General features: G+C 45.8%; 14 protein-coding genes (1 of these 14 running past the window's edge). 5 read left to right on the plus strand and 9 right to left on the minus strand.

Features of this window, described 5'->3' with window-relative positions; genetic code table 11:
• The 4 genes from ABXS70_RS21780 to ABXS70_RS21795 form a co-directional block, all read right to left on the minus strand.
• Positions 1–561 carry the start of an MFS transporter gene (locus ABXS70_RS21780; protein ID WP_342554307.1) on the minus strand. 660 nt of this gene lie to the left of the window's left edge, so only the first 561 of its 1,221 coding nucleotides appear in the window; it begins with the start codon at positions 559–561; its stop codon lies beyond the left edge, outside the window.
• 21 nt (positions 562–582) lie between these two features.
• Positions 583–1,188, minus strand: a complete 606-nt coding sequence (locus ABXS70_RS21785; RefSeq protein WP_342556228.1) for a TetR family transcriptional regulator C-terminal domain-containing protein — start codon at positions 1,186–1,188, stop codon at positions 583–585.
• Positions 1,189–1,392: 204 nt separating this feature from the next.
• On the minus strand, positions 1,393–2,544 hold the full coding sequence (locus ABXS70_RS21790; RefSeq protein ID WP_366290828.1) for a trypsin-like peptidase domain-containing protein: 1,152 nt from the start codon (positions 2,542–2,544) through the stop codon (positions 1,393–1,395).
• 13 nt (positions 2,545–2,557) lie between these two features.
• Positions 2,558–3,697, minus strand: coding sequence for a hypothetical protein (locus tag ABXS70_RS21795; protein WP_366290831.1), 1,140 nt, complete (start codon positions 3,695–3,697; stop codon positions 2,558–2,560).
• 577 nt (positions 3,698–4,274) lie between these two features.
• Between ABXS70_RS21795 and ABXS70_RS21800 the strand changes: the two genes are divergently transcribed.
• A complete protein-coding gene (locus ABXS70_RS21800) occupies positions 4,275–5,030 on the plus strand; it encodes a class I SAM-dependent methyltransferase (protein WP_342554304.1) in 756 nt (251 codons plus the stop codon).
• A 193-nt stretch (positions 5,031–5,223) separates the two neighbouring features.
• Here ABXS70_RS21800 and ABXS70_RS21805 read toward each other — a convergent pair whose 3' ends face one another.
• Entirely contained in the window at positions 5,224–7,395 is a 2,172-nt protein-coding gene (locus ABXS70_RS21805; protein WP_342554303.1) for a penicillin-binding transpeptidase domain-containing protein, read from the minus strand.
• A 174-nt stretch (positions 7,396–7,569) separates the two neighbouring features.
• On the opposite strand from ABXS70_RS21805, the gene ABXS70_RS21810 reads away from it, so the two are divergent.
• Positions 7,570–7,974 carry a CBS domain-containing protein gene (locus ABXS70_RS21810; RefSeq protein ID WP_342556227.1) on the plus strand — a complete coding sequence of 135 codons (405 nt, stop codon included), beginning with the start codon at positions 7,570–7,572 and terminating at the stop codon, positions 7,972–7,974.
• Positions 7,975–8,214: 240 nt separating this feature from the next.
• Here the strand turns inward: ABXS70_RS21810 and ABXS70_RS21815 are convergent, their stop codons facing one another.
• Positions 8,215–8,649 carry a hypothetical protein gene (locus ABXS70_RS21815; RefSeq protein WP_342554302.1) on the minus strand — a complete coding sequence of 145 codons (435 nt, stop codon included), beginning with the start codon at positions 8,647–8,649 and terminating at the stop codon, positions 8,215–8,217.
• A 237-nt stretch (positions 8,650–8,886) separates the two neighbouring features.
• Between ABXS70_RS21815 and ABXS70_RS21820 the strand changes: the two genes are divergently transcribed.
• Positions 8,887–9,477 (plus strand): hypothetical protein, encoded by a 591-nt coding sequence (locus ABXS70_RS21820; RefSeq protein ID WP_366290835.1) that lies wholly within the window; start codon positions 8,887–8,889, stop codon positions 9,475–9,477.
• A gap of 126 nt (positions 9,478–9,603) precedes the next feature.
• Here the strand turns inward: ABXS70_RS21820 and ABXS70_RS21825 are convergent, their stop codons facing one another.
• The 3 genes from ABXS70_RS21825 to ABXS70_RS21835 form a co-directional block, all read right to left on the minus strand.
• Positions 9,604–10,143, minus strand: a complete 540-nt coding sequence (locus tag ABXS70_RS21825) for an isochorismatase family protein (protein WP_366290838.1) — start codon at positions 10,141–10,143, stop codon at positions 9,604–9,606.
• Positions 10,140–10,511 (minus strand): DUF1801 domain-containing protein, encoded by a 372-nt coding sequence (locus ABXS70_RS21830; protein WP_366290840.1) that lies wholly within the window; start codon positions 10,509–10,511, stop codon positions 10,140–10,142. The genes ABXS70_RS21825 and ABXS70_RS21830 overlap by 4 nt, the downstream gene beginning before the upstream one ends.
• 138 nt (positions 10,512–10,649) lie before the next feature.
• Positions 10,650–11,312 carry a SprT family zinc-dependent metalloprotease gene (locus ABXS70_RS21835; RefSeq protein WP_366290843.1) on the minus strand — a complete coding sequence of 221 codons (663 nt, stop codon included), beginning with the start codon at positions 11,310–11,312 and terminating at the stop codon, positions 10,650–10,652.
• 172 nt (positions 11,313–11,484) lie between these two features.
• Here ABXS70_RS21835 and ABXS70_RS21840 point away from each other — a divergent pair, with 172 nt between their 5' ends.
• Together ABXS70_RS21840 and ABXS70_RS21845 are read left to right on the plus strand one after the other, a co-directional pair.
• Complete coding sequence (locus ABXS70_RS21840) at positions 11,485–12,243, plus strand: GNAT family N-acetyltransferase (protein WP_366290846.1); 759 nt, start codon at positions 11,485–11,487, stop codon at positions 12,241–12,243.
• Positions 12,244–12,503: 260 nt separating this feature from the next.
• Entirely contained in the window at positions 12,504–14,939 is a 2,436-nt protein-coding gene (locus ABXS70_RS21845) for a transglutaminase domain-containing protein (RefSeq protein WP_366290849.1), read from the plus strand.
• Positions 14,940–14,993 lie beyond the last annotated feature (54 nt).

The following is a 14,993-nucleotide window of genomic DNA, read 5'->3' on the forward strand; positions in this document are numbered from 1 at the left end:
TTCAGATTCAGGCAAAATGATAAGTGTAAGGAATGCTGCCAGCAAACCGGCAACCCCGGCCGCGTAAAAAGGAACCCGTATGCCGAACTCGGCAATGTAACCACCGATTCCTGGACCAATGATAAAACCGGTTGTAATGGCTGCATTAATGAGCCCCATACCTTTACCCCGCTCTTCTTCGGTCGTTATATCAGCCGTGTAGGCCATAACTGCCGGGAAAATCATCGCCGCACCAATACCACCCAGCATCCGGGCTGCAAAGAGCAGATAAGGCACATTCACCGCGCCAAACATAAATTCAGATACCGCAAAGATCAGCATTCCGAAAATAATAATTTTTTTACGTCCCCATTGGTCCGACCACCTGCCTGCAGCTGGAGAAAATAGAAACTGTGTGAAAGAAAACGCTGCAAACAAAAGCCCCATCGTGAACCCGGTAATATGAAGCAGGTTCATGTAAGCAGGCATGATCGGAACAACCAGACCAATACCCATAAATACGAGAAAAATATTCAACATCAACAGCAGCAGTGCGCCCCTGTTTCGTGTTAGTAAAGCCATAACTCCATCCTCCATCGTTGTCTAATTATGCTGTTTATCCTTGGCGATTCCGTGCAAAAATACATTGGCGGCCTGGCGGTATAATGCTAGAGCCTCATCAGGCTCCAGCTTCCGTGACATTTGGCTGAGTCCAATAATGGTACTTTCCAGAATGAGTGCAAGATGATCCACATTTTGCTCGTGAAACTCTCCACGATCTATACCTTCTTGAATCAGCTGTTTGTTAAATTGAATATGCCGCTCAAATAATACAGCGATTCGTTCTTCAACATCATTCTCTTTTTGCGCTCCAGTGAAGAACTCATCGGCCGCTTTCGTCAAAGGATGGTTGATATCATCCATAATCAGCTGCTCTGCCAAGCCATAGATTTTCTCGGTGGAAGTGCGATACAGATGCGCTTTTGCCGTCCAGCTCGCCTCCCATTCCCGTTCCCATTCATCAATGAGATAGAGGAAGAGTCCTTCCTTGCTTTTAAAATGGTAATATATGTTTCCCTTGCTGCTGCCCGTCGCCGCCACGATGTCCTCAATAGAAGTTGCTTTATATCCTTTTTGTACAAAAAGGGCTTTGGAAGCATCCGCAAGTTTTCTCTTGGTCTGCTCGGACTGGAGCTGTTTTTTATTCAAACTCACTTTCTTCACTCCGTTCTTATATACTGAACATTCGTTCTGTATTTTATCAAATATATGTCTGATCCGCAATATTAAAAAGGAGAACCCACATTCCTGCGAGTCCTCCCTTCTTATTTAATTACTCGCATCAGGCCAAATGGCTAATCCATTTGACCTGACCTTTCATTAATTATGATTGATCACTTACGGATCAGACTATTATTTCTTCTTTTTCCCCTGTCCATGCAGTATCTTCAGTTGACCATTCTCGTAACCGATCTGATACGTTACATCATATTGGGTCGTTACGTACTCTCCATCCCTGCGCTCCTCAGCAGCAATTACACCGCTTATTTCCATCCCCTCGCTATCTTGGTTTGAGGACGTGACTTTTTCCAGACTCACATAGCTGGTGTTCGCGTAACCTTCACGGAACTTGGCGTAACTTGTGCCGCTCTGCCAATCACTACCGAGCAAAGCATAAGCAGACACGTAATCACTCATATTCAAGTAGTTGTAAAAAGCAGCCACCAGCGCCTCCGCTTCCGATAATGCATCGGATGACGTCTGCGAGGAGGAGTCACGAACCGTTTGCACCGCTTTCGCATCAGATGAACGTTCGGACCACTGCTTCACCTGCTGCAGCACACTGCTTATGGGGATGCTGAACCCGATTCCGCCTTCCTGTTTTACGACGGTCGAATTAATGCCAAGCACCTCTCCTGTTTCCGCATTAATTAGCGGCCCTCCGCTGTTTCCGTTGGTAATCGGAGCGGAAATCTGATACAAATTCGTATATATATAGGGCGATATTTCAAAACTGCGATCCAGGCCGCTGACGATGCCGGTTGTTACCGTATTTTCAAATCCCAGCGGACTGCCCAGAGCTAAAATCTCATCACCAACCTCCGCTTTGGCGGAAGCGATGGGCAGAGGTTCCATTTGCCCAAGATCCGGGACTCTCACCACAGCCACATCCGTTTCTTCCCCGATGCCGATGACTGTGCCCCGATATTCCTGATGGTCCAAAGTACGAATGGTCACTTCCCGGGAGCCCTCCACCACGTGAGCATTGGTGATTACATCGCCTTTGTTATTATATAAGAAGCCGGAGCCCAGACCGTCACTGCTTTCAATCGTAACCACTTTTTTCTGGCTATCTTCAATAATCTGTTTACGCGTTTTCTTGTCGGCTGTATTTGAAGCTGTCTTTGCTTTTGGCTTGCCCGCCTCTTTAGAGGAGACAACGGCTAATTTGGGTGCGATCGCCAGCTCATCCGCTGCATGCTGGTGAACCCAGAACACACCACCAGCACCTGCGCCAATGATAACTGCACTGGAGATAATCGTTCCCCATATACGTTTACTCATTCTGATCGTCCTCCTACTCCACATACCATGCTGCGTTCGTAACCGTCACTTCTGCTGCTTCATACACCCCGTAATAAGATGTTTCAAAATAACCTTCTTCTCCTACATCCATTATATCCGGATACACATAAGCATCTGTTTCACCGATATAATCACCAGTAGAAGAATTAACATTAATGATTAATGATACGGATGATATTGGACGTGTCCCCTGATTGACGATTGATCCACGGATATGCAGGTCACCGTAATCATCCAGTTCGGCAGATAAATCCGTTATAAATACGGAACTCGTTTGATTTCGAAGGTCTTCTTCAGCCGCCTGCTGTTCTGCAAGCCGGATACGTTCTTTTTCCGCCTCTTCAAATGCCTTTTTCTCGCGCAGCACTTCATCCCGGAATTTGGCCAGTTTCTGGTCATCGGGCACATAAGATAATCCGTTGTCCACCGTTTGCAGTGCTGCTGTAAAATCACGCTTCTTCACCATCTGCTCTGCCTGCTTGTAGCTGATTCCTGCAAGCTTATCCATAATCTGCTGCTTCACAGTTTCGGCTTCTTTGCCGCTGAGGCCTGCTATTGCTTTGAGTTTGTCAGCCAGTGCCTGAACGGTGGTTAGCTGATCAATCTCCTTTTTCACCTTAAGAACAGCTAGAGTTACCTTGCGATTATTTAAGGCTGCTCTCGCTTTCTCAAACACAGGCTCCTGCTGTTCATTTAATGTTTTGGCGGCCGTTTGAATAATTTTGTCTGCTTCCGACAACCTGCCTGTTTTCAATAATTTGGCGGCTTCGTCCATCTGATGTAATAGATTGTAAGCTTTCGCCGTAATCTGCCGGTCCTGAGCAAACGCCCCCACATTCGGTCTTTGAACGAGAGCTTTATCCAGCAGCTCTAATGCCTCGGCATATTTCCCAGCCAGTGCGGCCTGCTCCGCCTCAAGATGCAGTTTCTTCACGTGAGCATTAATACGATTTTCCTGATTATAATAATACGTCAACAGACCGCCCATGATCGCTGCAAGCAGCAGCGGGATCACCCATAAGAACGGACTGCTCTTGTGTTTATTTCCCGTTCCGACTGCTGATGCATTGCGCGGTTCCAGTCCAGTTCGGTTAGACCAGATCTGTTCCTCCGTGGAGCTGCTCTGCTTCAACGGAGTCCCGCATTTTTGACATTTGTCATTCTCCGGGCTATTTTTCGTCCCACATATGTGACAATACACCTCGATCCCTCCATTTAAAACGTATGTATGATTCCATTGGTTATCGGTTTGTTGTTCTTTGTTCTTCCACAGCCCTGATATCCACTTTTAGAATATGTACTGCGGAAACTCGGGGTGAATCGACATTTATCATATAGCAAAAAGGTAAATCGCACCATATATTCCTGACCTAAAATACGATATTTCTTAATGAGCAGCACTGATCGCTTCTTTTGGACGCGATACAGCCACTAGTGCTCACCTCGGATTTCCGGAATAGATCCCACTCCAAATTACTGTCTCGCGTATACGCTCTCAATTCGGTATAATGATGCTATTCCAAGCATGTGAGGTGAAAGGGATGTCGTTCCCAATCGTTCGAAGTAATTAATTGTCGGGCTGGATCAAAACGCGTACCAGCTGCCAAGGGGCAGGTCTGTCCATTTGAGTCCGTTCGATGTGTACAAGAACGATAACATGCGACAACAATTCCTGATCACAACATCATATATTGGAGGAAGATTTTATAATGACAAAACAGTGGGATTACAATGCATTTTATGAACGTGTAGGTCAGCTAAATGGCTGGGATTTCAGTACGATGAAGGTCATCTCTGAACCCTTAGGCTGGAACTTGTATGATGAGGTTATCCGAAGCACACAACCATCCGACCTGCTGCTGGACATTGGTACGGGTGGAGGCGAAGCGGTGCTCTCCATTGTCAATCACGCTCATCTGCTTGTTGGCATTGATCTGGCTCAAGGCATGATCGAGACAGCACGGCGAAATTTGGAGAAGAAAGCGAACTGCCCCAATGTACGCTTCGTGCAGATGGATGCAGATCACTTACAGTTCCCCGATCAATTCTTCAATGTTGTATCCTGCAGACATTCTGCATTCAAAGCCTCGGAAGTGTACAGAGTTATCGCAGAGGATGGCGTCTTTCTGACCCAACAGGTCAGCGAGTACGATAAAGTTAATATAGCCCAGGCTTTTGGACGCGGACAGCATTTCGGCATTGAACCCGGGACGCTGCTGGAACGGTACAAAATGGAGCTAAAACAAGCCGGTTTCCAGCAAATCGAAGTTCGCGAATATAATATCACCGAGCATTATGCTGCACCGGAAGATCTTTTATTTCTGCTGACGCACACACCCATAGTTCCTCATTTCGGAGAGCTCGCATCCGATCAGGAGATTTTCGAGCAATTCGTACAGGACAACCGGGACGAGAAAGGTATTCGTACCAACTCGGCACGGTTCATGATTACAGCTCGAAAATAAAAGAATCGACGGACTGAAATTATGATATGAATTGATCTGAAATAATGAGTTTGACATAAAAACGCGCCTTGGTGAACCCGTGTGGATTCCGCCAAGAACGCGTTTATTTGATTTCGTCCTGATATGATGGATATGATCGACTTAATGAACGAGTTCAGCGTATCTTTCTTCCGTACCTTTCTTCACGCTGCGGTTACGGCTCGATCTGCAGCTTCTCCAGAAACGGCTTCAAACGGTCTACCACATAGTGACTGCCGCCACGACCGTTAACCTCTTCAATCACTGCCGCCAGCAGAAATGATGGCGATTCGGTATCATAGGTGACGAAAAAGCCATTTTCCTGACCTTTCTCCCCTTTCTTCGCCTTCAATTCCGCGGTTCCTGTTTTGCCTGCAAGACCACCCGTGATTGAACTGAGTGTATGTGCCGTACCTCCTTGGCGAGAAACCACTTGTTTTAGCGCGTCTGTAACGGTATTAGCCACTTCCGGTGTAATGATCACCTCAGGAGCAGAGGTTTCTTTTCCAACAATCAGAACAGGTTTCACCAGCTTGCCTTCATTCACAAAGGGTGTGAAGGCAGCAGCAAGATGAATAGGCGACATTAACATCTCACCTTGTCCGTAGGAAGTATCCGCCAGAAGCACTTCGGAGGACAAATCCTTGTGTGCCTCGTTCGCGTACTGGCTTGGCTTCAAATACAGCTCATCCAAACCGAGGTTAGTACCAAACCCGAATTTTTGAATCCCCTCGATAAACTTCGTGCTCCCCATCTCAATGGCTTCCATCGCAAAATAAATATTGTCCGAATATACCAGAGCATCGACCATGCTGACAGGGGTAAGGCTTTTCACTCGTTTGACATAGTATCCACCCCAGCTGTCGTCCTTCCGCCACTGCAAACCGGAAATGTCATGGGTTTTATCCGCAGTTGTCACCTTCTCCATCAGTCCTGCCGCTGCAGTAATTGCTTTAAAGGTGGACCCCGGGGCATATCGTGTCGTTACTCGATTGATAAAAGGCAGTTTCTCGTTTGCCGAATAGGCATCCCACTCTGCCTGAGTCAGACCGGTAACCATTTTATTCGGATTGTAGGAAGGCGCACTAACCAGAGCAAGCAGGTTCCCGTCCTTCGGATTCATCATCACCATGGCCCCGGCGTCCCCGCCGCCAGAGAGCGTTTGATACAGCTTTTTCTGCTGCGCAGAGCTGATCGTCAGCTGCACATCCCTGCCATCCACCGCCTCCTTACGTATAATTTCGGAGCGGGTATTGCCCGCTTCATCCGTAATCTCAATCAAACCCCCGCGTTCTCCGCGCAGCTGTTTCTCCATGGACTGCTCCAGCCCCGCTTTACCGATCCAGTCCTCCGCACGGTAATACCCTTCCGTATCTTTGTCCAGATCTTCTTTGGTAGCCTTACGCACATATCCAATCAGATGTGCAGCTGCTTCACCCAGGGGGTAATAACGGATTTCCTTACTTTGCAGGGCAACTCCACTGAGTGAATCTGGTACATCAAATTCCTCTGTGGAGCCCATCGGAACAAAAAATTCAGGTTTCACCCATGTCTGACCAAGTGCCTTCTGAATTGTTTCTACCGATACCTTATAATGATCCGCGATACGTGCAATCATTTGTTCCGGATTCTCTCCCAGCTTCTCGGGAACGATCCCCCACTCATTCATAGTGCCTTCAGTGGCCAGCGGCAGTCCGTCACGATCTACAATATCCCCTCGATTCGGGAACAGCGTTTTCACCCGAACTTTGCTTCCCTTCACCATATCACTCAGGATCAGGGAAGGCTGCCAGTTAATCTGCCAGATGCTGCTCCCATCCTCAAGCTCTCGTCTAACCAGCTGTAACGTATGCGTTTCGCTAACTTCGCCCAGAAACGTTGTCAGCTGCACTTTATAATCGGCCTGGTATAAGTCCGAGCTATCTGCTGCCTGCTGTGCCTGGTCCTTACCCTTTTCATTTTCCGTGGTGTTTAATCCCTCCTGTGTATCGGTTTTATTTTCAGTTTCTGCTGCTTGATTGTCAGGATCTGTCCCGGCTGCGGCCTCTGACGACTGCGCCGGCTCCAGTTCGGCCTTAACGGCAGACACCTGCATCCCCGAATAGATGGCATTGTACTTCTCGACAAATTGTTCCTTGGTCATGCCTGCCTCGGTTAATGAATCAGGTGACATTAATGAATACAGCTGGTCAAACTCTTTCTTTTGCAGATGCTCTATGTACTGATTCACAATCGGCTGGGGCTTGGCTTCCTCTGTTTTGTTATTCTGCATATAAAGATACATTCCGATGCCGCCTGCAAACAGGATGGGCAGCAATCCGTATAATAATTTACGTTTGGATTTCATGTCACATCACCTCTACTCTATACTATAGATTTCCAGCGCCAATTACACAATGTAACAAATCTGATGAATTTGTCATTAAAAATAGCCTTTGCCTCGCATAATATGTTTAAATAAGAATAGTGAATTACATACTACAGCTTTTTGCGATGCAAAAGGTTGAAAAGGAGCCCGATGATGGAAATCAGCTATTTTTTACTCCCAAAAGCCGAAGTGGCCTATATCAAGTCTACCGCTTCCATGAAAGATGCTATTGAGCAGCTGGAATCGCACCACTACACCGCCATTCCTGTAATTGATCCGGATGGAAAATATGTTGCTACTCTATCCGAAGGTGATCTGTTATGGAAAATGCGTAATACCCCCGGATTGACATTTGATAACATGGATCAGGTGCAGGTGCAGGAGATCAGCAATCGCATCTATAATGAATGCGTGTACATCGAAGCAGAGATGGAGGATATGCTGACACTTGCGGCAGACCAAAACTTTGTACCTGTGGTGGATATAGATCGTGTCTTTCTCGGAATCATTCGTCGTAAAGATATCATTGAGTACTACACACGCAACATATCCGACTAGCATTTGTTTCAGGTAACGGTCAAGTCTCATGCGAAGACGGCTGCATCTGTATAGGTATTACGAAGAAGGCGAGCCAGGCGGGCTCGTTTTTTTTGTGCCGTTTTCCGGAATGTGTTCAGTGTGACGACTCCGATGAGTCAGCGTTAATATCATTCGGACAACAAAAGAGTACTTCTTTAGCCTGTATGACAAACCGAGTACCCTTTTGTTTTATACATCCAACATCCTATTGTAAGGTCTTTAAGTTAGTACGAAGTACCACTCCAGGAATGCACTGAAATCTGCCCATTGCGGCTTGCTCTCACCATTCAGGAAAAGCTCGATTGACTCCCCTAATTCAACCAGCACAACCTCGCCCGTCTGGCGATTATAGAAAAACCCACCTTCTCCTTCAAAGCTGTCCAGGGGAATGTAAGCCTCAGGCAGTCCGAGTGTGAGCTGCGATATATGCATATCCTGAAGGTATACCGTATTTTCGATGACCCAGCAGATCTGATACAATTCCTGGTTTCGACTGTAAAACGTTGGCCCATCCTCAGCATGCAGGTAGAACTGTGCAAAATCCGAGTTCAGATCAACATCCAGTTTGCGCAGCGCTTCCTCGTACTCAGCCGGGACATCTTCATGCCACCAGCCGTTCAAGCGGCAGTGTTCAATGACTTTAGTGGATAACATCACAAGCCCCCTAATTCATGTGTACGTCATTACATCATTTATCGTAACTCTATTGAAAGAGTAGCACGATTATAGAGGCCTGCACAAATTAAGAAAATACTTCACGACGGCGAAAGGTCTGATAGGTAAAATATCATTACATCTACAGAATCAGAAGAACGCTTGGGAAGATCATGTTGGTGAAACTTTCCCGCTTCACCTCCGTTTAATTAAAGACTACCCTTAAAGGAGATGACTATGCGTATAAGCTGGAGCCCCGGTTTTCCGGGAAGTATGATCGGTTCTATTGATCTGAGACCCACTGAACCCAATCCAACAAGTCAAATTACAGCACATGTTGACCCGGAACTCATTGTGATCCCCTATATAATCGACCCGGACTTTGGATTACACTTTGATACAATGAAGATGATGACAGGTACATATCAGGAAGAGTTCCACGAGAGCTATGATGTGGAGTTTACTATCGATGTCGATAAAAAAGGGTATATCACGCAGTTTGAGCATACCTTCACGCTTGAGCGTTATTTGAACCTGATCCGGACCCAATCGTACCGGGTAATCCAGACTCTTTGGCGCGGGCGGCCCTTTCACGTGATGACCTATAGTTATATGGAAGAAGTCATCAACCCCGACAATGTTATCTTCCGATGTACGAATGCCGAGGACGTGTTCGTTGTGGCCGAGCTCATTCCTTTTCGTGCGGGTGGGGTTGTAGAGCAGCCGAACCATCGATACCTTCATTTCCGTGCGCTGATCTCAGCCCGAGATGACCTGTACCCCATTGAATATATGTGCAGGCCGGATTTTGACCTGAATCTGGACTGAGCAAAAGCAGCGAAACAGACGATAATATATTAATAGTTAAGATCAACGTAATCAGATTCAAAGTGCAAAAAAACAGCCGGGTGATTTCACCGGGCTGTTTCTTCTTAGATCAACCGCATCCTTGAATCAAGAATTTTGAACAAACTTATCCATAAACTCATCCGTATACAGTACTTCAATGCATCCCGACCAGTTCAGAATGGAGCCGATAAAATCCGGGATGTCCAGCCCCTCCATTTCATACGTATCTGCTGTATTGACCGTGCCCGCTGCATCTTCAATCAAGGTTACGTTGAATCCCTCATGTTCGGCAGTTATTGCCGTAAACAGACAACAATATTCCATATTAAAACCCGTAATGAATACATGCTCAACCTGCTGATCAAGCAGCCATCTTTTCAGTTCACTATTACTGAAGGCACTTGGTTTATTCTTCACCAGAACAGGATATTGTCTGGTATCCACAACAATTTCCAGGTTCTCGGTTTTGCCGCGATAGAGTGAGGACTCTTCCTGATGCTCATCAACATGTTTTATAAACACCACAGGCCAGTTCATCTTCTCAAAGACATGTATGACCGATTCAATCTTTTCCAATGTCGCTGATACATCTCTTAGACTCGTTAATCCGTGCTGCACATCAAGTACAATTAAAGCTTTATTCATCTCTGACTCCTTTCCACATTCTCTTTCACCCGATACTCAACGATCTGGCGGATTAATTCTTCCGGGAGCGGCTCATCTAGCGGAAACTGGACGGACCCCTTCGCTCCTTTGAACCTGGAGAGCTGTTCTTTGAATGCCAGAATACCGCTGGGTGCAGGATAAAATCCGATATGTTTCGTATATGCGGCAAAATGAACCAGATTCCCATGCTGCGCATAGGTAGGCATTTTATAACTGATCTTCTCTTCTACAAGTGGGGCTGCCTCACGAATAAGTTCCCGCATCCGCTGCAATTTCAGCTGCACATCTGCCGAAAAAGAATGGATATATTCATCGACCAGCACCGAATGCTGCCTGTTATAATCCATCTTGCACTCCTTTCGCCGCGCAGGCTGCTCTGTGATTCGCGGCACGTAATAATGGCTCTATTGTACTTCATCTTCATGAAAAGGCAGCAGCTTTTTTCCTGCAGAGTCTATCCAATGCCTGCCTGCAGGTGAGGTAGTCTACAGCGTCATGGCTCGGCCGTTGCGCATCAGATAATCTTCTTTTTCCTTGTAATCCGGCATAATGCTGCCCACCCGCCGCCAGAAGGAGCGGTCATGGTTCATGTGGTGAATATGACACAATTCATGGATGATGACGTAATCGATCACTTCCGGCGGTGCCATGGCGAGGCGGTAATTAAAGGTCAGTTTTTTGTCCCAGCTGCAGCTGCCCCATTTTGTGGGAGAGTCCACAATGTCGATTGACTTGGGCTTCACCTTCAGCTCCTGTTGATAACGTACAATCCGCTGTCCAATCATGCGTTTACACTCGGCAAAATAAAACTTTTTCAGATTTGCCCGCAGCTCCTCTTCGGTATATCCTTCTACCGGGATCAAGTCCTGCAGCGCATAAGTCCTGCCAAAGAGCAGGAATGCCCCCTTTCCCTCTTTTTCATATTCCTTGGCCTGAGGGCCGTCCAGCACCTGCTGCATTCGAGCCGACTTGTGTATAATCTCCTCACCATGCTGTATAACCAGCTGCCGAATCAATTCCTCGCTTGTGCCGTTCGGTGCCTTAATGGTGACCATATAGGGGAGCTCCATTGTTATCGAGGCTTTTTTTCGTTTACCGAATTCAATATGACATGTAATCATTTGTCCCTGGATATTAATCGTAAACATGATGTACTCCATTTCTGCAAATTGAGTTGTTTGCTTGTCCTACAGATTGTAACCCAATATTCAAATGTTGGATATCTGTACAAATTTATTGAATATTTATGCAAAAATATGTAATATTATTCTATTGAAATCATACTGTCTTTAGAAACATTACATTGAAAGGATGAACCATATGTATTCAGAAAAGCACACGCATCGGCACATTGAAGAATTAACACTCAATCACTGGCAGCCTTTATCAACCTCATTTTATGACGGTTGGGTGCTGCGATTTGCCAATGGATATTCGAAACGAGCCAACTCGGTCCAAGCGATCTACTCTTCGTCTCTGGATGTGCACGAAAAAATCCGGGTATGTGAAGAAATGTATAGGTCCAGCCAATTAAATACTGTTTTTAAAATTACACCATTTGTTCAGCCGGGAGAACTGGATCAGCTCCTGCAGGATAAGGGTTACGTCGTTGTAGATCGCACCCTCGTACAGCTTCGAAATCTGGAGGATCTAAACACACCAAAGCCCGTGGACATTCACATTGACGAGCAGCTGACTGATGAATGGCTGCATCATTTTTGCCGTTTGAATTCTGTCAGTGGACAGTTCCGCGAAACGATGACACAGATGCTCTTGAATATTCGTGCACATACCGCATTCATTCGCCTCTCGGTTGATGGCCTCGTAGTGGCCTGTGGACTTGGTGTTGTGGAGCGGCAGATTATCGGACTGCATGATATCATTACAGACCCGGCATACCGCAGCCGCGGCCTGGCAGAACAGATGATTCTGCATCTGCTGCATTGGGGAAAAAGCCAAGGTGCAGTTTCAAGCTATCTGCAAGTGGTGGCAGAAAACGCTCCCGCACGGCGCTTATACGCAAAGCTGGGATATACCGATGCATATTCTTATTGGTATCGCGTTAAAAAATTCACATAATAATGCTCCATCATGCAGCGTAATCGGCACAGCTGGAACGGTCTCTCTGATTTTAAAAAAAGGCCGTTTTATCCTACTCCTATATTAAAAATGTTGATCTACCTTTCCAGTCCATAGGACCAAACACCTGGATCACTATCCTTGACAATAAGTCGTTGTGACCATACACTAGCAATGAATATTAGGTAATTAATAGGAGGTTTGAAAGATTAGAGGTTTGATAACGAGTTTTACCCAGAAAAATAAGAAAGCGGTGTACCATGAAACGACTATTTTTTATGATGTTTGCACTTACCCTGCTGCTCGCCGGCTGCCAGAGTAATGATCAGGAGAGCAGCCCATCCGATAACATATCAGGCGAAACGAAACAGGGATCCAGCATTTTAAGCCTAAAAGAAAAATACGGCACAGCATCCGACAAATCCATCATGCCTATGTACAACGTAGCCCAGAATGAAGAATTTACGTTTAAGTTTAAAGCAGATTTGAGAAATTCAAGCTTGTCTTCAGATGATATTATTTCCGTACATACCGATATCAAAGGACTTAAAGCAAGTAAAGTTTATGCTCTTCCAGAAATAAATGGAGAGAGCGTATCGATTAAACCGCTGGGCTGGGGTGTGTTAAGTTCTGAATCCATGGAAAAAACTTTAGATAGCAGTTGGGGCGGCGCTCCAATCTATTATATTCGTCTGAACTATGATCCGGATGCGGATAAGCTTACTTTACTTGATAAACCCATAATTATACCGTTTACAGTAAAGTCTGAGCTGCCGGTACCTAAACTTAGATACGAGATCGATAAAGACAGACGGTTAGCCCTAGTATGGGACAAAGTTGAAGGGGCAAGCCAATATAAGATATATAAACGCATCGATCGAAGTAGAATTTTCGATCCAAACAATCTCCCTCTTCAAGGTGCGGAAAATGCTTATAGTGAAAGTAATCCTTTGGTTATCGCAACGACAACCGAAACAACCTTTAATGATTTTATGAAAGATGGGCGTGGAGGCCTTGGTATTTATAATGATATCGTTACAACGAAGCAAAATTTCGGCATTCAGGGAGAATACTACGTTACCGCCATCGGGGAAGGTAAAGAATCCAATTTTAGTAATGGAGTTGCCACAGCTCCACTGGCATCGCAATTACCTTCATCAATGAAAGAAGATTTTTATCGAGACAAATTAAAAGACATTAACGAATTACCTCAGAAAATAACGGTAGAGTACAATGATGGCTCTCTGGCCCGTGAAACGCTTGTCTACGATACGGCTAATGTAGAAATCTCACCGTTTAATGAAACAATCATTCCATTTCACGTCAAGGGAACGGCACTTAAAAATTACGTACGTGTAGAAAATGTCACCCAGGAAGATTTGGATAAACTTACCCAGCAGCGTGTGGCGGATTCCAGCAACGGATTCGTTGAGCCTAAAAACAACACGCCTTATGTACCTGCACCAGATGTACCTACCATTATTAACAACAATGACACACCACCAGCAGCCGAAGAAAATAACGACTCATCAGATGCTGCGGTCAAGAACAATAACGATCCAAGTGTATCTTCCAATGAGACAGCCGCTCCAGATGTAGATTCTCAGGAGAACCTTGTCGATGAGCAAAAGTCAAACACTGAGCAGAACGTGGAACAGGGTAACCAGGAGATCGTGCCTGAGCCGGCTGCCGGTGAGGATTTTATTAATGCAGATTCTGCGCTGGAAGAGGTTCTCGCTAAAAACATGATTGCTGCTCAGGACAGCATCTCGCTAAAAGCTTTTCCTGAAGCCCAGAATTTCACCACTCTCTCGGATGTCGTCTTGAAGGTAATGTACCAGAATCCGCTCATTCTTGGCGTAGAAGGATTCGAATACAATTATGGCACGCTTACCCTCTCGGTTCATTACAATGAATCGGCTGGAGATATTCAGAGAAAACAGAATGAAATTATCGCCAAAGCAAAGGAAGTTACTGCTTCAATTATTAAACAGGGCATGAGCGATGATGAGAAGCGCAAAGCCATCTATGATTATCTGAACGACAATGCAAAATATGATGACGCAGCACTGAAAAGTGCAGAGCAGAACAATTTCAAACAAGTGGATGCACAATTCAATGACTCCTTTACCACCTACGGTATTCTCGTCAAGGGTATAGGTGTATGCGCAAGTTATGCATCCGTATATAAGCTGCTCTCGGACTTATCTGGATTGGAAAGCATCGTTGTCACCGGCACCTCCAGCGGTGTACCTCATGCATGGAACAAAGTCAAAATCGGAAATGATTGGTTACACGTGGATGCAACCAATAATCAGACCAACTCCGGCATTCCTTATTTCCTGTATAACGCTAATGATGAGACAGCCGAAAGTCAGAAAACGGTAGCAGATAAAGACTACTGGCTGGACACCGAGCTGGATCAGTTCAAAGGTGAAAGTGATGCTAGTGATTATTATGTGCAGAATGATCTTGAAGTTAATTCGATTAGCGAATACAAGAACAAGGCCGAAACGCATTTGAAAAAAGGGGAGACTTCTGTCATTCTTCGCTTTGCCTCCCCTGTTGACTCCGATGAACTGATGACAGCTGCAGGTGAAGCGCTAACTGCAGTGAACGAAGCCCTGCTGGATCACGCGCAGCTCGCCACCCTGGGAAGCTATGTGATGCTGGAAACAAAGCCGGAAGAGAAATAAAACGTAAAGACGGGATAAAGCAGCGCACTTCTGCTTTATCCCGTCTCTTTATAT

This window comes from Paenibacillus sp. AN1007, from assembly GCF_040702995.1.
In the GTDB taxonomy this organism is placed as follows: domain Bacteria; phylum Bacillota; class Bacilli; order Paenibacillales; family Paenibacillaceae; genus Paenibacillus.